Below are 18,584 nucleotides of genomic sequence, written 5' to 3'. Positions count from 1 at the left end.
GTGAATATAGTTGTTTTCAGGAAGATAGGTGAACAAATATGTCCTTTATTGATGAAGAAAAATATCGTATTAAACGTGCAGGCAAAAAGAAACATAAAGGTATTGTCATTTCTAGCATAGCGGGGACAATTGTAGGGGCTTCATTATTTGCATTTGGAGCGCCTTTATTTTCAAATCATGCAGGTAAGCTTCCGCAAGCTGAAGCAAGTGAAAAAAATATGGCTGAAGCTCAAAGTGGAAATGTTCCTGTTAAACAGATTAGCTTTGTAGACGCTGTGGATCGTGCTTCAGAGGCTGTTGTTGGTGTTATTAATATTCAACGAGACAATTTTTCGGAGGCTGATTCGGAAGCTGGTACAGGCTCTGGTGTGATTTATAAGAGAACAGATGGACATGCGTATATTGTAACGAATAACCACGTTGTTGCTGGGGCGAATCGTATTGAAGTGAGCTTAAGTGACGGTAAGAAAATTCCAGGTAAAGTATTAGGAACCGATGTAGTCACGGACTTAGCTGTACTAGAAATAGATGCGAAGCATGTGAAGAAAGTGATTGAAATTGGCGACTCTAATACCGTTCGTAGAGGAGAACCAGTTATTGCGATTGGAAATCCACTAGGATTACAATTTTCCGGAACTGTCACACAAGGTATTATTTCGGCTAATGAGCGTATTGTTCCTGTAGATTTAGATCAAGATGGACATTACGATTGGCAAGTAGAAGTATTGCAAACAGATGCGGCAATTAATCCAGGTAATAGTGGTGGAGCGCTTGTAAATGTAGCGGGACAATTAATAGGTATTAACTCAATGAAAATTGCAGCAAAAGAAGTAGAAGGAATTGGATTAGCTATTCCAGTTACGAGAGCTGTTCCTATTATGAATGAACTAGAAAAGTACGGTAAAGTAAGAAGACCTTACGTTGGGATTGAACTAAGATCATTAAATGAGATTCCGAGTTACTATTGGTCAAAAACATTACACTTACCAGGTAACGTAACAGAAGGAGTCTGCATTTTAGATGTGAAAAGTCCTTCGCCAGGTACGGATGCGGGTCTTAGAGAACATGATGTTATTGTGGCGGTAGATGGAAAAGCGGTGCACGATATTATTGGGTTCCGCACGGCCTTATATAATAAAAAAATTAATGATAAAATGACTCTTACGTTTTATCGTGGTACAAAACGAGCGACAACAACGGTGAAATTAGGCATTCAAAAGTATTAAAAACAGGAGGGCCTACCTCCTGTTTTCTATTGTAGAAAAGTGAGGTGAGGAATATGAATTTACCTTGTTGTTTAGAACATGTTGAATTAGCATTAGATATCATTGTGGATGAGTGTGAAGTCGCACCGGTTATTAACAATGTGGATAACTCTAAAGAAGAGAAAAAAACATGTGAATTTTGTCAAAATGAGGCGACATATGTTGTATCGAACACAGATTCTCACACAATATGTGGGTAACATTTGTGGATATGTGGATAAGTCCTGTGGATAACGTGTTTGTAAGGTGGGGAATAAATGTGAATATCTCGATTATTTCAATCGGAAAATTAAAAGAAAAATACTTAAAACAAGGTATAGCAGAATACTTAAAACGATTATCTTCTTACGCAAAAGTAGAAGTAATTGAATTGCCAGATGAAAAGGCACCAGAAAATTTAAGTGCAGCAGAAATGTTAATTGTAAAAGAAAAAGAAGGTATTCGTATACTGGATAAAATTTCTGATGATACGCATGTCATTGCGTTAGCTATAGAAGGAAAACAAAAATCATCAGAAGAATTTGCGGTAAGTATAGATCGCCTTGCTACATATGGAAAGAGCAAGATTACATTTGTAATTGGTGGATCACTGGGGCTTAGTTCTGAAGTAATGAAGCGTTCAAACGAATCTCTTTCTTTTTCGAAGATGACATTACCACATCAATTAATGCGATTAGTATTGCTTGAGCAGGTGTATAGAGCGTTTCGGATTAATCGTGGTGAACCGTATCATAAATAAATTTTTCATTTGTATATAAAGAGTAAAAAAGACCATTGGACAAAAATCACCGATGGTCTTTTAAACATTAATAGATGGTATGTAGATTTCCTAAAATAAGTATGTTTCTATTTCTAAAAAAATATGCTGTAATATGAAGAGGGAAAAAGTATAAGTAGTCATAGAAGTGAGGAATTAAAGGTGAAGAAGTTTAAGAAGTTTTACTTGGAGATTACGAGTGTATGTAATCTTGCGTGCAGCTTTTGTCCGCCGACGGAAAGGCAGAAGCAATTCATTTCTGTAGAGGATTTTGCTAAAAGATTAGACCAAATTAAACCTCACACAGACTACATTTATTTGCACGTGAAGGGTGAGCCGTTGCTCCATCCGAAAATAGATCAACTATTAGATTTAAGCCATGAAAAAGGGTTTAAAGTTAATATTACAACGAACGGAACGTTAATTAATAAGAGAAGGCATAGACTGTTAAATAAGCCTGCGTTAAGACAAATGAATTTTTCACTGCACAGTTTTGATGGACACCCAGGTTCGCAAGATAAAGAGGGCTATGTAAGGAGTATACTTTCTTTCATTAGAGAGGCAACAAGTCAATCGGACTTAATCGTTTCACTAAGATTATGGAATTTAACTCAGGATAATAAAACAAATGCTGAAATCCAAAAAAATAGGGATTTATTATCTATAATTGAAAATGAATTTGATCTATCTTATCAAATTGAAGAGAAGCTTACACCGGGAAAAGGTATAAAAATTGCGGAACGTGTCTTTATTAATCAAGACTATGAATTCCAGTGGCCGGCATTGCATGAAGAAGAGGATGATGGAAAAGGATTCTGTCATGGTCTTCGAAATCAGGCTGGAATCTTAGCGAACGGAACAGTTATTCCTTGTTGTCTAGATGGTGAGGGAATTATTAATCTTGGAAATATTAATAATGATTCATTCTCTAATATTATTGAAGGTGAAAGAGCGAACAATATTGTAGATGGATTTTCAAAAAGGGTTGCAGTAGAAGAACTATGTAGAAAGTGCGGATACCGCAAAAGATTTGGAAAGTAAATATAGAATAAGCCCTCATAAAGCGAGGGCTTATTTTTATTCTTGATAAGAACGTTCTAATTCATCAATTAAGGAACCGACGTAAGAAACGGCTTTACGGATTGCATCTGGTTTTGACATGTCTACTCCAGCGTGTTTCATTAATTCCAGTGGTTTCATTGTACCGCCTGCACGGAGTACATCAAGCCAGCGATCAACAGCAGGTTGTCCCTCTTCTTTAATCATTTGAGCTACAGCGGTAGAAGCAGTTAGTCCCGCAGAATATGTGTAAGAATATAAGCCCATATAATAGTGAGGTTGACGCATCCATGTTAAACCGGCGCCTTCATCAATTTCTACGGAATCTCCCCAGAATGTCGAAAGGACCTTCGTTTTTATTTCAGTTAAAGTTGTAGCTGTGAGTGCTTGCCCTTCTTCTGCTAGAGCGTATACTCTTCTTTGATATTCTCCCTCAAGTAGATGGGTAACGAAGTTGTGGTAATATGTGCCGAGTAGTTGCAGAATAACCCATCTGCGCATTCTCTTATCTTCAGTAGTCGCAAGTAAATGCTGGGCTAATAGTAATTCATTCATTGTTGATGGAGCTTCAACGAAGTACATAGATGGACGCACATTCATAATACGCTGATTTTTATTTGCTAAATAAAAATGACCAGCATGTCCAAATTCATGAGCTAATGTGAAACACCCGCGCATCGTACCCTGCCATGTAATTAAAATATAAGGGTGAGAACCGTATGGGCTAGAGCAGAAGGCACCTGTTGATTTTCCTACGTTATCTGCAAGGTCTACCCATCTTTCTTTGAAGCCCTTTTCGATAATGGAACTATATTCATTTCCTAATACTTTTAAAGAATCTTGAATGAGTTTGCCAGCTTCTTCGTAAGTGATTGTTGGATTAAATTCAGGATCTAACGGTGCATGTAAGTCACAGAAAAGCATTTGATCAAGCCCTAATACATTCTTTTTTAAATCTGCAAAACGGCGCATATGAGGCGCTAATTCGTTATAAATAATATCTAGTTGGTTGTTATACATTTCAAGTGGAACTTTTTGAGGCTCTAAAAGCATATGGGTAACGGACTCGTACTTGCGCAAACGAGAAAGCGCCACTTGTTTTTTTACTTCAGTAGCATATGTTGTTGCAACTGTATTTTTATATCGTTTCAATGTGGAAACAAATGATGAATATGCTTTTTTACGTATATATGCGCTTGGAGAAAATTCATATTTGCTTTCGAATAATGCAAACGATACAGGCAAATCATTTCCCTGTTCATCTTGTATAGAAGGGAAATCCATATCGGCTAATTTAGTCATGCCGTAAATTTTGTAGGGTGAACTATGAACTTCGCCGAGTGCAGCAAGAGCTTCTTCTGTTTCAGGAGAGAGAGTGTACTGCCTCTTTTTGAGTATCTCTAGTAATGATTTACGGAAAGGTTCAAGTTTTATTTCCTCAGTTAAATATTTTTCAATTATTCCCTCCTCAAATGAGAGAATTTCGTTATGAATAAAGGAAAGTGCGGTATGTACATTCGTTCCTAGAGCGGAAATTTTGGAAGAATTCGCTTGAATAACTGAATCTGTACGATCAACGGATTCTTTTAAGTTTGCATATGCGCCGAGTTTTGTTAACTTCATTAAAAGCTCTTCTTCTAAAAGTAGGCAATTTAATAAGGTAGCGGGGCTAGTGTGTAATTGTCCTTTAAATGCATCAAGTTTTTTTATATCGTCTGTTAATACAAGTAATGCAGTTTCCCACTCTTTATCAGATTCGTATAAATCAGAAAGGTCCCATGTCAATTCAGTAGAGACTTCCGCGCGAATAAGGCGTTTCTCAATTACATTTTTCATTTGTTATATCCCCCTTATTATAAGTATCTAAAAACATGATACTAGAAAATTCAGTGAAATGAAAATATTTTACATTTTTATACATGAAAAAGAAGGACAAGCATAAAAAATGCTTGTCCTTCTAGTTAAATTTATAAATTAATATACTTTGTCACCGTTGAAAATAGAGTTTTTCACGACTACATAATCTACAGTACGAATTGCGTCTAATTTTGTTCCACCAGCGTAAGAGATAGAAGATTGAAGATCTTGTTCCATTTCGATTAAAGTGTCTTCTAAAGAACCTTTATGCTCAACGAACATTTTCTTACCTTCAACGTTTTTCTTCTCACCTTTTTGGAATTCAGAAGCTGAACCGAAGTACTCTTTATAAAGTTTGCCATCTTTTTCGATTGTTTCCCCTGGAGACTCTTCATGACCTGCGAATAGAGAACCGACCATAACCATAGTTGCTCCAAATCGAATTGATTTAGCTACGTCGCCATGTGTACGAATACCACCGTCAGCGATAATTGGCTTACTTGCAGCTTTTGCACACCAGCGAAGTGCAGCTAGCTGCCAACCGCCAGTTCCAAAGCCTGTTTTAATTTTAGTAATACAAACTTTACCAGGTCCAATGCCAACTTTTGTTGCATCAGCACCAGCGTTTTCTAATTCTCTTACCGCTTCTGGAGTTCCAACGTTTCCAGCGATAACGAAGCTTTCTGGTAAATGTTTTTTAATATGTTGAATCATGTTGATCACAGCGTTAGAGTGACCATGTGCGATATCGATTGTAATGTATTCAGGTGAAAGTTGCTCAGCAGCTAATTGTTGTACGAATTCGTACTCGTCTTCTTTAACACCAACGCTGATTGAAGCAATTAATCCACGTGATTGCATATCTCTAATGAATGAAATTCGTTTCTCTGGTTGGAAACGATGCATGATATAGAAGTAATTATTTTCAGCTAAATAAGTTGCGATTCTTTCATCAATAATCGTTTGCATATTTGCAGGTACGACAGGTAATTTAAATTTATGTTTTCCTAAAGTGACAGTTGTATCACATTCAGATCGGCTATTTACAATACATTTTGCAGGAATTAATTGAATATCTTCATAGTCAAATACGTTTTCCATCATTTACACCCCTAAAATACGAATATTTTACATGGTTCACTTAAGAACGTTCGTCCAAATGATAATTTACAGTATTTTTAGTAATAAGTCAAAGGTTTTAATGTTTAATTTTAAAAAATAAAGCTTATTTAATATTTTTGGATTTATATGGCTACAATGTATTTTAATGTGTAATCGATTACTGTAGAATTATGTAGGGAGAATAATAGAGAAATATATTAATTTAGGGGAGATTTTATGGGACGATTAGTGTATATGGATTGGCTACGTGTATTAGCGACAATTGCGGTCGTTACAATTCACGTTGCTGCTGGTTATGTTTCTACGTTAGATTCAAATAACGTGTCGCGTTGGCTGGCTGGTAATTTTTACGACTCACTTTCGCGTGCTAGTGTACCAATTTTTGTAATGATTAGTGGAGCCCTATTATTAAAGGGAACAAAAGATACTTCTATTGGGGAATTTTTAAAGAAACGTGCAAGTAAAGTGATTATACCTTTTATAGGTTGGAGTGCTATATTTTACATCTATGGGGCTTGCGTAGGGTATTTTCCGGCTTCTTTAAAGCAAGGGATAAAGTACTTTTTAACAAATAGTATCGGGTTACATCTATGGTTCTTATATATGATTGTAGGAATATATTTAATCGCACCTTTACTGAAAGTATTTGTGAAAAATGCTAAGAAGAGAGAGATAGAATATTTTTTAATTTTATGGCTATATGCATCTGTAATAGTTAAACTAGTAAACTATTATTATCCTATCAACTTTAATATTGAATTATTTTATGTTACAAATTATGTAGGATATTTTCTACTTGGTTATTACTTATCAAATTATGATATTGCGAAAAAATGGCGGAATATTTCTTATATTGGGGGAGTTGTAGGATGTATTGGTACATTCTTTATGACATACCATTATACATTGAAAGCAAATGGACAGCTGGATCAATATTGGTATGAATATTTTGCGCCAGGTGTTGTACTTATGGCAATTGGGTTATTTGTCTTTTTTAAATATGCTTTCCAAAATTCAGAAAGGCAATTGCCATTTTTATTACGTGGCATAAACCAAGCAAGTCTTGGGATTTATATTCTTCACTTTTTCTTATTAAATAATTATCTATACATAGTCATTCCAAAGGTGAATGCACATGTACATGCAATATTGGCAATACCTATAAATGTAATTATTACACTTGTCCTTAGTATGTTAATAACTTTAGTATTGCAAAGAATACCGGTTGTAAAAAGGCTAGTTCCGTAAAGGAAAAATCTGAAAATAAAATATTTTTCGTTATGTAGGTGGACAGGCTTATTATTAAGACTGTCCTTTATTATGTTGTTTTAAAAAACAATATAAAAAGAGTTATACTTAGGTTAAGTTGATATTTTAGCGAATTAAAAATATTAGTTTGATATATCCTCTTAGTATAATTAAATGTAGGGGAATAAAAAATATAATTATTAAATACAGAATAAAATGAGGTTATTACATGAGTAAAAGAAGTTTTACCGATTATGCATTAAGTAAAGAAATTGTAAGAGCACTTACTGGTTTAGGATATGAACATCCAACGGAAGTGCAAGGAGAGGTTATTCCAGTTGCCTTGCAAAAGAAAGACCTTGTCGTGAAATCACAGACTGGAAGTGGAAAAACCGCTTCATTTGGCATACCACTTTGTGAAATGGTGGAGTGGGAAGAGAATAAGCCACAAGCTTTAGTTTTAACACCGACGAGAGAGCTTGCGGTGCAAGTAAAAGAAGATATTACGAATATAGGTCGTTTCAAAAGAATTAAGGCCGCTGCAGTTTATGGTAAATCTCCATTTGCACGTCAAAAATTAGAGTTAAAGCAAAAAACACATATTGTAGTTGGGACTCCTGGCCGTGTGTTAGATCATATTGAAAAAGGTACCCTTTCTTTAGAGTGTTTGAAGTATTTAGTTATTGATGAAGCGGATGAAATGCTGAATATGGGTTTTATCGATCAAGTAGAGGCAATTATTGACGAATTACCTAAAAAACGAATGACAATGCTATTTTCAGCAACACTTCCAAAAGATGTTGAAAAGTTATCTCGTACGTATATGGATTCGCCAACGCATATTGAAATTAAGGCCACCGGGATTACAACAGATAAAATTGAACATACACTTTTTGAGATGAGAGAAGAGGAGAAGCTTTCACTTCTTAAAGATGTAACAACGATTGAGAATCCAGATAGTTGTATTATTTTTTGCCGTACGCAAGAAAATGTAGATCACGTATTTCAGCAGTTAAAGCGGGTTAACTATCCTTGTGACAAAATACATGGTGGTATGGTACAAGAAGATCGTTTTGAAGTTATGGACGATTTTAGAAAAGGAAAGTTCCGTTATTTAGTAGCGACAGACGTAGCTGCTAGAGGAATTGATATTGATAATATTACACATGTTATTAACTATGATATTCCATTAGAAAAAGAAAGTTATGTACATCGTACGGGAAGAACGGGACGAGCTGGTAATAACGGGAAAGCTATTACATTCATGACGCCGTATGAAAATAGATTTTTAGAAGAGATTGAGGAGTACATTGGCTTTGAAATTCCAAAGGCACTTGCACCTTCAAAAGAAGAAGTTATGAAAGGGAAAGCAGTATTTGAGGAAAAGATACATGCTAAACCAATTATAAAGAAAGATAAAAATGCAGACCTAAACAAAGGAATTATGAAATTGTACTTTAATGGCGGGAAGAAAAAGAAAATTAGGGCGGTAGATTTCGTCGGTACAATTGCTAAAATTAAAGGTGTTACAGCAGAAGATATAGGAATTATTACAATACAAGACAATGTTTCTTACGTTGAAATATTAAATGGAAAAGGACCACTTGTTTTAAAAAATATGAAAAACACAACGATTAAAGGGAAACAATTAAAGGTTCATGAAGCAATTAAGTAAACAAAAAAACTATCCACCTCTAACAGGTGGATAGTTTTTTGTTTAAGTTTCTTTGAGGTCATCAACTAGTTTCTCTGCTAAACGTCTATACATATTACTCATAGTCACGAAGGATGTTAGTAATAAAAACTTTTCTAGCTTTGGATCTTCTAAGGAAGAAACCTCGTTTACTTCCTTAACACGGTTATTCACGTCTTGCTTAAAGCTTTCCACATTGGTGTCAGTAAGAGAAAGGTAATCTTTATATAGAGTGTTTAATTCGAATGTAGCATCGTTTATTAACGGTGCATTTATATTTTCTAAGGAGCTTTTTATATCATTAATGGAAAGAGCTCCTTTTAATTGATAAATTAAGCTGATTAAAATCATATGTTCTTTTGAATACTTTTTATTTTTGATAGGGATGAATAATTTCCCTTTTGCGTAATTGTTAATCATTGTTTTTGTTAATACTTTTTCATCATCAGTTCTCGTTGTATCCGCATAAGTATTCTCAAATAGTTGGACAACTTGGTCTACATATAAGTCGACATTTGGGATATCCTCAAGTTTAATACTTTTTTCTAAATGTAATGATTCAAGTAATTTATTTATATTTTCCACGTAGAACCCCTCACTTTTATAACTTAGTGGAACTTAATGTTTAGTATATCTTTAAATATGGTATTACGAAACAAATGAATTGTAAATGTTGACCCGCACGGATAATATGTATATAATTACATGTAGTTATGAAAACTACATGTAATTATATGAGGGGTGTTTATATGAATGTTTATGTAAGAGAACCGGTTAATGCATTTACTCACTTAGGAGGAGCTGTATTATCATTTATTGCATTATTAGCTATGCTTGTGAAAGTTTCTGTTAAGATGCCATCTGTTGCTGCAATTACAGCTGTTATTTTATTCGGTATTGGGATGATGGTCCTTTATATGGCATCAGCTGTGTATCATAGTGTCGTAGCCAGTGAACGTGTTATTTATTTCTTTAGGAAGCTAGATCATTCTATGATTTTCATATTAATTGCAGGTACATATGCACCCTTTTGCTTAATTACATTAAATTCGGCAAATGGTTTACTATTATTTTGTTTAGTTTATGCAACGGCAATTTGTGGTATTGCTTTTAAAATGTTTTGGTTTAATTGTCCAAGATGGTTATCGACAGCAATTTATCTTCTGATGGGTTGGTTAATTGTTCTATTCTTTGCACCGCTAGCTGAGAATCTAAGTACAGGAGGTATTATTTTCTTAGTACTTGGAGGCATTTTTTATACAATTGGTGGGTTTATTTACGGTGCGAAGCCAAAATGGTTGGAGTTTAAATATATGGGACACCATGAAATTTTTCATGTTTTTGTATTGTTAGGTAGTCTTGCACATTTTCTAAGTGTATATTGTTACGTAATTTGATCAAAAAACGCCACGCGATGTCTGTTATGTGGCGTTTTTTTATTACCTGATTTGAATCGTGTATTGTACTAAAAATCATGGGATAAAATGTAAGTTTCTGTGTTCGCATAATAAACATATGATAAGAAATATGTGATATACTTTGAGAAGTTTATAATGAATGAAATATGGAGGACTATAATTATGGCAATACTTGTAACAGGTGGAGCAGGATATATTGGTAGTCATACATGCGTAGAATTACTAAAAAACGGTTACGAAATTATAGTAGTAGATAATCTTTCGAATAGCTCAGTAGAGTCTATAAATCGAGTGACAGAGATAACAGGAAAACAGTTTAAATTTTATAAAGAAGATATTTTAAATCGAGAAGCACTTGATACGATTTTTGAAGAAAATACAATTGAAGCTGTTATTCACTTTGCAGGCTTTAAGGCTGTAGGGGAATCAGTAGAAATTCCGTTAACGTATTATCATAACAACATTACAAGCACACTAGTGCTATGTGAAGTGATGCAGAAGCATAATGTGAAGAAGATGATCTTCAGTTCATCTGCAACAGTGTATGGTATTCCAGAAATATCACCAATTACGGAGGAGTTTCCATTAAGTGCAACAAATCCATATGGTCAAACGAAATTAATGATTGAGCAAATTATGCGTGATGTAGCATTTGCGGATGCAGAATGGAGTATCACATTACTTCGTTATTTCAACCCATTTGGTGCACATGAAAGTGGACGTATTGGAGAAGATCCAAACGGAATTCCAAATAACTTAATGCCATATGTAACACAAGTAGCAGTAGGGAAGTTAAAGGAATTAAGTGTATTTGGAAATGACTATCCAACAAAAGATGGCACGGGTGTCCGTGATTATATTCATGTTGTAGACTTAGCAAATGGCCATGTAAAGGCGCTTGAAAAGGTACTTGGCACTACTGGGATAGATGCATACAATCTCGGTACAGGTACTGGTTATAGTGTGTTGGAAATGGTTGAAGCATTTGAAAAGGTTTCGGGCAAAGAAGTTCCTTATAAAATTACGGAGCGTCGACCTGGTGATGTGGCAGTATGTTTTGCAGATGCATCGAAAGCGAAGCGTGAATTAGGATGGGAAGCAAAACGCGGATTAGAAGAGATGTGTGCAGACTCTTGGAGATGGCAATCAAATAACAAAAATGGCTATCTAGAAGTTTAATAAACAGATAAAAAAATGACCTTTTGCGGGAGCAAAAGGTCATTTTTATTTATTTATTTCCATTAAGTTTATTAGCAAATTTAGTAAAGAAAGTTCGCCGTTTTATAGGAGTATTTGACTGACAAAACGTATAGTAATCAATATCTTTAATGTAAGTAAAGAGTCTAGAAATAGCATATAAGAATGTAATAGAAGATCCAAGTGCAAAACTAATACCGTAACCATTGAACCCAAATGGAAGTAGAAGAAGACTTAATAACAAATTTGCAGAAAAGAACAGGGCTGATGTTCGAAATGCCCCTTTACGATCTTCAAAATATAAGAGTAGTAACGTGATAACAAGGACCATCCCGTTTGCATAAGCACCAATTATAGTCAGCTGCAAAATAGAGTATTCAAGTGTTACGTTCCCAGATTGTGAACTAAACATCCATATTATAAAAATAATAAGTAAAGAAAAAATACCTTGATTACGAAGTATTCGTTCCATTTCTTGCTTTAGGACAAAGTTCATTGATTCTTTTAATTGTAAAATTGTATTTAATGTCGCCCCATTGTTAACTGAACCGAAGAACTTCTTATACCGTTCATAAAACCTTGTTTCAATGGATACTACGAAGAAAATATAGGTTGGGATAATGCTTAAATAAGCCCAGAAAACAGATGTATCATAAATTTGATGATAAATAAACGTGTTTTCAATATTTCCTCGCCCTTCTCCGAACCAAATAACAAAGTTACATACCCAAATGCCAATATTGTAAAGTAAGCTTGACCAAAATAGTTCTGGATATTTATCTAAATAAGAAAGAAAGGTAAATTGTTCAGTAGCATCACTATTTGGAAACATTCGTACAATAACTATACTTAACCACACTAATGTAATGAAAGTCCCGATTGTAAAAGAAATTAAAAGTAATAGGGCCAATCCGTGTTCTATTCCAAGTGTTGGATGCCAGTAAGCGATAAGCGCAATTCCAGATAAGGAGAAAATGGAACCAATTAAAAATGCAAGAGCGATGGACTGATAATCTTTAGCTGCTGTTAAATAAATGGATTGAATCCAAATGATGTTTAAAGCTAAAAATAAAAATAGCATCACGATTTTATAATACAAGGCTAATGGCGTAAAAATTGCAAACAAAAGCCATAAGATAATAGCTAAAAAAAGTGTGATTTTCGTCATTCCTAAAAAGGAAGAAAATACTTTATCAGCTTTTTGCTCATATAAAAGGTCGGCCACATATCTAGTTACGATGAGCTGCAAGGCACCATATATGATTTGAGAAAAAATGAAGCAGTATGAAATTGAAATTGTAAAAAGGCGCTGTTCCTCAATTGAAATAGAATGGAACAAACTTAAAATGTATCGAATAGCTGTTACTGCTAAAATAACGACTAACCAAGGACCAGCTGTAACAAATAATGAAAATCCGTACGCTTTTATTCTGGAAGAATAGTAGTCTTCTTGGAATAATTTTTGTAAACGAAATCCTATCCCTGCCATGTTTTTTTACCTCTTTCTAAGTAAAGCTTACGATAACTATCAACGACACCTGATAATTGATAGTGCGCTTCAATACGATTGCGCCCGTTATCCCCAAATTGTTGAATGGATTCAGGGTGACGATAATACCACTCTAAATGAATGGCAACTTGTTCAGGAGATACAGGTGGTACAACAAATCCACATTGTCCGTAAGGATCTTCATCTTGTCCGTAAATTAATTCCTTACAAGAGCCGACATCTGTAACAACCCATGGTAATCCTGCTGCCATTCCTTCTAACATAGCTAATGGTTGTCCTTCAGATATACTTGTTAATACGAGAATATCTGTTTGTTTTAAGTAATCTTTAATATTTACTTTGCCGGTCATTATTACATGCTCTTCTAATCCTAATTGTTGAATTAAATCACGACATTCCTGAGCATATTCTGCTTCTTCCGTATCAGGACCTAGTAAGTAAAATATAAATGGAATATCTTTTTCTAATAATAATTTAGCTGCATAAATCATTGTTTTTACATCTTTAATTGGCACAACTCGTATAATAGCGGAAATGATGAGTTTATCCGAATTGTATTTTGGTTTACGTAACCCTTTATAGTCAGATAAAGTAACGCCATTTGGAACGATTTTTAGTTTATGGGCCGGAGCACCTAATTCTTTTTGATATGCACTATTTCGGCCGAACAACGTAATTACATCAGCGGCTTGTTCATATGCTTGATGAGACAAGTGATGAAAGAAAGAAACCCATCTTTTTTTATATTCAATTGGTATCCAAGTAGATTGTAGTATTTCTTCTTCACGCTCCCGAGAATAAATACCGTGTTCAGTTAGAATAAATGGTATATCGGACTTGGCACTAATTGCAGCACCGAGCAATCCACCATACCCTGTCGATACAGAATGAATAAGATCTAATTCAGGAAAATCAATTTGTAAAATTTGAATGATTGGTGTGAACATAGATCTCCACATCCAAAAGTAATTTAAGAAGGATCCACTACTTTCTTCATATAAATAGCTTTCTTTAACGATTGCATAAAACTCACGGCTTTCGAAGAAGGAATGGAGTGTTCCTAGCTTTTGTTTATTTCCTAATATTTGTAATGCTGTTGTATCGTTAGCTTGAAATGTAAACCATTTTTGAAGTGTCTGTACTTCTTGTTTAGTTAAATTGGTTTTTATATATTTTGCTTCATTTTCTGATTGCAAAGGAATCAGAATGATGTCTTTTACATTGCTTGGAATTTCATATTGATATTCATCTTCTGTTTTTACTTGAGGGACTATCGCGAAAATCGTAAATTCATGTTCTTTAAACTGCTGGATAATCATTTGAACCCAGCTTGCTACCCCTCCACTTACAAAGGGATAGCTGCCTTCAACGACCAAACCTATTCTCATCTGTTATGCTCCTTTAATTGGAATCGTAGCGCTGGCTTTCGTTAACGTAACGCTATAAATTTGGGAATCAAGCTTTTTAACTGTACCGTAAGAGAATGAGCCAGGTTGTATTTTCTTACCTTCTTCTACACGTATAATTGTTGAAGTATGGTTTGGTAACCCTTTATATGCAATGTGAACAGCATCATCTTCATAAGAAACATCTAGGTCACCAGTTTGATAAATTTTCATAGAAGCAGTTGCTTCACTTTGGGTCATACTTTTTATATAAGGATATCTTTCTCGTATTTCTTTAATTGTCTTTTTATAAGCTTTAAATAATTCTTCCCATGTTAAATTACCTGAGCGTTTTTCATCAAGGATATCATCTGGATGGACGAAATGTGAGATAACCCCTAAATTTGCGGTAACATCAGTTAAGATAAATTGCTCTTCATCTGTGATAGCATAGCCGCTCGTAATGCGCGGGAAGTGATAAATGTTTTTATTATGTTCATCTGGTCCAAATTCTTGAATTAAACTACCGTTACTTTTACTTCCCACATATAGAGAAGCAACTGTTTCCATAGTTGGAACCGCGTCGTTTAATGCACTTAATCCAGTTGTATTTATAATATTGGATGGTGGTACATAGGTTTTTAATTTTTCGTTTGGAAAGAAGTTATACACGAGTTTTTGCAGAGCATCTAAGGAGCTCTCCATATCCTCTTTTGAATTCCATGGAACATATTCAAGTGCTTTATCTACTGGATCTGGTGGTAATAATAAAGGTTGATGGTTATAGCCATGAATGCCTATTTCCCCGCCGTGACTTAGTAATTCTCTCCCAAATAATAAATAGGTATTTCTATTTTTACCTGTGAAATCTTCAAAGGGTGGCGTTACTTTATTTTGGTACGTCCCAATGGCAACACCCGTATATTTAATATCAAGATCTTCAGAGATATCCTTCATATTTTTCCACCAATGTTTTTTATAAAATTCTTCAACAGAAATTTTTTCTTTCGTTAAGTTTTTTAGTTCTCCACTTGGAATCGGAGATGGGAAGTCATCGATATACATAATCTCCGCTCCAAGTTGTGCTGTAGCGAAATTTGGGAAAATAGTACCCAGTGATTGAACGAACATACCTCTACCTAATTTATCGTTCAATGCTGTTGTATTCCAATATAAGACTTTTCCTTCACCGTAGTCATTGGTCCAAAGGATGGGAGTATCTTCTGCTGTAATCCAAGTATTAGTTGTATTCTCATCTAGCGTAATATTCAGTGAGCTATGAGTAAACAGTGGAGAAGAACTTGAGAGATCTGGATAACCAGGGAATAAAACTTCTTCAAAGGTTAATCCTTTCGCATCTTTGAAACCTTCTTTTTTGGTAATACCAAATAATGTGTTCCAGGAAGGATCTGAATCAAATCGGTTTGCGATAATAATTCTTCCGCCCATTTGTACAAAATTTTGAATATCAGCTTGTGGAAGTTGCTCCATTATTTCACCTGTAATAATAATCCCTGTATAGGGAGAGGGAGTAAGTCCCTTAATTTCATTAGCTGTAATATCTTTATAGTGTAGGTGTGCGTAATCCATTGCTTTCTTCGTATTAAATTCGACTTGTTGCCCTAAGGTATTATCCGTTTTTAAAACGTATAATTGCATTTTTTGTCCATTTTGAGCTACATCTTTTGCTTTGAGTGTTTTAACAGTATCTGTTTCTTTAGTTTTAGGAACAGAAAACTTTTGATAAAAATTTTCTGTTCGATATATAAGGATGGATAAAATTAAGAGAAATAAAATGATACTAATAATCCCGATATATATATTAATCCCCTTTTTCAATGTGTGCGCCTCCAAACTGCCTTACAAATAATTGATATTTACGCGGTAGTATATGAACTCTTTTTGCATCTGTTAGATTATTGATTAAGTTATAGAGCTCATCCCATAACTGTTGCTCATAATATATTTCAAGTAAACCAACGTAACCGTAATATGATTCAGGATAGAAATGAATAAGATTTAAAAATTGTTCTTCAGACTTTGCATATTGTTTTGTGTGTAGAAACAGATTTCCAAGATGGAAAGGGTAAAGAGGTTCGTTAGGGAATAGTTCTACACCTTGTGTAATAAAATTCATAAATTCAGCGATTATTTTTTCTTTTTGCTGATTAGAAAGAAGACCACTGTTTATATATCTTAAATAGTTAGAAACCAATTCTTTTGCAATTTCATTTTGTGGATTTTGTAGAAATTGCTTATTTAAGTATTCGATTTGTTTTTCGTACCGTTCATTTAGTAAATTAATAGTAGTTGCTGCGTAATGCACAGTTTCAGGATCTTTATGGTGAATGGCTTCTTTCAATAAGCCTCCTTCATTAGCAATAGAGGAGGAGCTTAACTGTACAATGAGTTGTTTATGTAATTCAGGCTTATCTAGTTCTAATCCAGAAGAAAATGAAATTAAGTCCATATCTTGTTTTGCTGATTCCAAAATATCTTCGTAATTATCAACGTGAAAGGCAACATAATCAGAGTATTGCTGTAACCACTCGGTTTTGGAACGTCTTATATTAAGTAATAACATGATTGCTGATACAATAAGTCCGATAAGCGGGAAAAGAAGAGATAGAATCAAGCAAAATTCAATAATTCCTTTTTTATCTTTAGTAATCAAACTTTTCGTAAATCGAAATAAAAGAAAAACCAAAATAACATAAATAAAATAAAGAAGGAGTAAAATCATTAGACTATCACTCCTTTAGAAGAAAGAGCGTTTTGTATACGAGTTTGAACTTGTATACAAAACTGTTCTTCAGTGCCAGGTAATAAAATCATGATTTTCTGCTCGGTCGTACTATAACCGAATATATCGATATCTCGCAAATGGTCTTTTAAAATAGAATTTATCATTCCTAAATAATCTTGTGGAGCATTGAACTCAAAATAGGAATATGGATAAGATAGTGTTTCGTAACGTTTCTTTTCTATTTTTAGTAAATGTTCAAATTCATCTTCATAATAAATGCTTGTTTTAGGGAATGTGCGATCCTCTTGACTGGATAGCCAAAGATTAGAAGCGTTTTGTAAACGATCACCCATCCAGCGTAAATACCATGTGAAAAGTTCGAATTGCTCAGAAGTTACTTTTGAAAATTCGATTTCGTCTAATATAATGACGTATTGTACATCATCTTGGAATAGGACGGGACCAACTAAAAGTGGAGCGTCTTGAAAATCCTCATCTGTACGGAAAAAAGGTCGATTATGCGCTAGCGCATTTTTGATGACTAAGGAAGCGTTTTTAACGAAAATAGATTGAGATAATGTATTTTTACCAGTTTCAGCTCTTAATTTAATACGAAGCGATTGTTTATTGTTATCAACGTGATAGATACCAATTTTTTTTGCTCCAAAATACATTTTTAATACATTCATTCCTTCATCGAGTACAATTTCAGGATGTGTATGATTTAAAGCTTTAAACATATGATACATTTTAGATAAGTGGTTATTTGACTCAAGTACACGAGAACGTAGTGTAATACGTGTTTCATCCAATTGTTTCACGACATATTTTAATTCTTTATTTTCAGCTTTCAACTCATTATTTATCATATGTACATCTTCATAACGTTCTTTTTGTGCAGTGCTCATCAGTCCACAGCATAAACTAATAACAAGTAAGAAAATCCAACTTATCCAGTAATCTAATGAATAAAAGTACAGTAATACATCATTTTCTTTATATATACCGCTTATAAAAATATAAATCATTGCTTCCAGAAAGGCGAAAAGGGCAATAGATATGCCATACCGGCTAGAAATAATTAATGTAATAAATAAGAGTAGGAAGTATTCATACGTTGGTGTAAGAAAATCAGTTAGTATTGATAGAAAAAATAGTGCAATAAAGAGAATCGTAGGTTCAATCATCTTTTGGAATATATTAGATTGTCTATAGTGCATAAAAAACCCCTTCTTTCGTTTGCAAATTTAATTTTGAGGAATAGTACACTGAAATAAAATACATAATTTAAAAGAATTATTTTAAGATATATAATATATAAAGCCCA

The 18,584-nt window shown here is 34.1% G+C and carries 16 protein-coding genes; 8 read left to right on the top strand and 8 right to left on the bottom strand.

The features are described 5' to 3' along the window. The first annotated feature begins 38 nt into the window (after positions 1–38). The 4 genes from MKX37_RS26770 to MKX37_RS26755 all read left to right on the top strand — a co-directional run bounded on the left by MKX37_RS26770 (position 39) and on the right by MKX37_RS26755 (position 3,063). Entirely contained in the window at positions 39–1,226 is a 1,188-nt protein-coding gene (locus tag MKX37_RS26770) for a S1C family serine protease (RefSeq protein WP_002035000.1), read from the top strand. Positions 1,227–1,279: 53 nt separating this feature from the next. After that, positions 1,280–1,465 (top strand): CxxH/CxxC protein, encoded by a 186-nt coding sequence (locus MKX37_RS26765; protein ID WP_002035001.1) that lies wholly within the window; start codon positions 1,280–1,282, stop codon positions 1,463–1,465. A gap of 59 nt (positions 1,466–1,524) precedes the next feature. Continuing rightward, positions 1,525–2,004, top strand: a complete 480-nt coding sequence (gene rlmH, locus MKX37_RS26760) for a 23S rRNA (pseudouridine(1915)-N(3))-methyltransferase RlmH (protein WP_002130178.1) — start codon at positions 1,525–1,527, stop codon at positions 2,002–2,004. Between the two features lie 180 nt (positions 2,005–2,184). Next, on the top strand, positions 2,185–3,063 hold the full coding sequence (locus MKX37_RS26755; protein ID WP_002016446.1) for a radical SAM/SPASM domain-containing protein: 879 nt from the start codon (positions 2,185–2,187) through the stop codon (positions 3,061–3,063). Between the two features lie 36 nt (positions 3,064–3,099). Here the strand turns inward: MKX37_RS26755 and pepF are convergent, their stop codons facing one another. Continuing rightward, complete coding sequence (gene pepF / locus MKX37_RS26750) at positions 3,100–4,917, bottom strand: oligoendopeptidase F (RefSeq protein ID WP_002167285.1); 1,818 nt, start codon at positions 4,915–4,917, stop codon at positions 3,100–3,102. Between the two features lie 138 nt (positions 4,918–5,055). Continuing rightward, positions 5,056–6,039 (bottom strand): GMP reductase, encoded by a 984-nt coding sequence (gene guaC, locus MKX37_RS26745; RefSeq protein WP_002068771.1) that lies wholly within the window; start codon positions 6,037–6,039, stop codon positions 5,056–5,058. Between the two features lie 237 nt (positions 6,040–6,276). Here guaC and MKX37_RS26740 point away from each other — a divergent pair, with 237 nt between their 5' ends. Both MKX37_RS26740 and MKX37_RS26735 read left to right on the top strand, forming a co-directional pair. Further along, positions 6,277–7,308, top strand: a complete 1,032-nt coding sequence (locus MKX37_RS26740) for an acyltransferase (RefSeq protein ID WP_002130174.1) — start codon at positions 6,277–6,279, stop codon at positions 7,306–7,308. Positions 7,309–7,537: 229 nt separating this feature from the next. Beyond that, the gene (locus MKX37_RS26735; RefSeq protein ID WP_002130172.1) at positions 7,538–8,983 is read left to right on the top strand and encodes a DEAD/DEAH box helicase; all 1,446 of its coding nucleotides are present in this window, start codon (positions 7,538–7,540) and stop codon (positions 8,981–8,983) included. A gap of 42 nt (positions 8,984–9,025) precedes the next feature. Here the strand turns inward: MKX37_RS26735 and MKX37_RS26730 are convergent, their stop codons facing one another. Beyond that, entirely contained in the window at positions 9,026–9,586 is a 561-nt protein-coding gene (locus MKX37_RS26730; RefSeq protein WP_002130171.1) for a DUF1836 domain-containing protein, read from the bottom strand. A gap of 164 nt (positions 9,587–9,750) precedes the next feature. Here MKX37_RS26730 and trhA point away from each other — a divergent pair, with 164 nt between their 5' ends. Both trhA and galE read left to right on the top strand, forming a co-directional pair. Continuing rightward, a complete protein-coding gene (trhA, locus tag MKX37_RS26725) occupies positions 9,751–10,398 on the top strand; it encodes a PAQR family membrane homeostasis protein TrhA (protein ID WP_002016441.1) in 648 nt (215 codons plus the stop codon). A gap of 183 nt (positions 10,399–10,581) precedes the next feature. Beyond that, complete coding sequence (gene galE / locus MKX37_RS26720; RefSeq protein WP_002130169.1) at positions 10,582–11,598, top strand: UDP-glucose 4-epimerase GalE; 1,017 nt, start codon at positions 10,582–10,584, stop codon at positions 11,596–11,598. A gap of 49 nt (positions 11,599–11,647) precedes the next feature. On the opposite strand, the gene pelG is transcribed toward galE, so the two are convergent. The 5 genes from pelG to MKX37_RS26695 are packed head-to-tail and all read right to left on the bottom strand — an operon-like array spanning position 11,648 to position 18,477. Beyond that, complete coding sequence (gene pelG, locus MKX37_RS26715; RefSeq protein ID WP_002167287.1) at positions 11,648–13,105, bottom strand: exopolysaccharide Pel transporter PelG; 1,458 nt, start codon at positions 13,103–13,105, stop codon at positions 11,648–11,650. After that, positions 13,093–14,514, bottom strand: coding sequence for a GT4 family glycosyltransferase PelF (gene pelF / locus MKX37_RS26710; RefSeq protein WP_002130165.1), 1,422 nt, complete (start codon positions 14,512–14,514; stop codon positions 13,093–13,095). Before pelF ends, pelG begins: the two co-directional genes overlap by 13 nt. A gap of 3 nt (positions 14,515–14,517) precedes the next feature. Continuing rightward, positions 14,518–16,350, bottom strand: a complete 1,833-nt coding sequence (locus MKX37_RS26705) for a DUF2194 domain-containing protein (protein ID WP_002130164.1) — start codon at positions 16,348–16,350, stop codon at positions 14,518–14,520. Further along, a complete protein-coding gene (locus MKX37_RS26700) occupies positions 16,334–17,254 on the bottom strand; it encodes a tetratricopeptide repeat protein (protein ID WP_002035014.1) in 921 nt (306 codons plus the stop codon). Before MKX37_RS26700 ends, MKX37_RS26705 begins: the two co-directional genes overlap by 17 nt. Next, positions 17,254–18,477 carry a GAF domain-containing protein gene (locus tag MKX37_RS26695; protein ID WP_050000792.1) on the bottom strand — a complete coding sequence of 408 codons (1,224 nt, stop codon included), beginning with the start codon at positions 18,475–18,477 and terminating at the stop codon, positions 17,254–17,256. The genes MKX37_RS26700 and MKX37_RS26695 overlap by 1 nt, the downstream gene beginning before the upstream one ends. Between the last annotated feature and the right edge of the window lie 107 nt (positions 18,478–18,584).

The organism is Bacillus sp. FSL R5-0709 (assembly GCF_038004785.1).
GTDB classification, from domain to species: domain Bacteria; phylum Bacillota; class Bacilli; order Bacillales; family Bacillaceae_G; genus Bacillus_A; species Bacillus_A mycoides.
The sequence above is the reverse complement of the archived record's forward strand: the minus strand, read 5'-3'. Positions and strand labels throughout refer to the sequence as shown.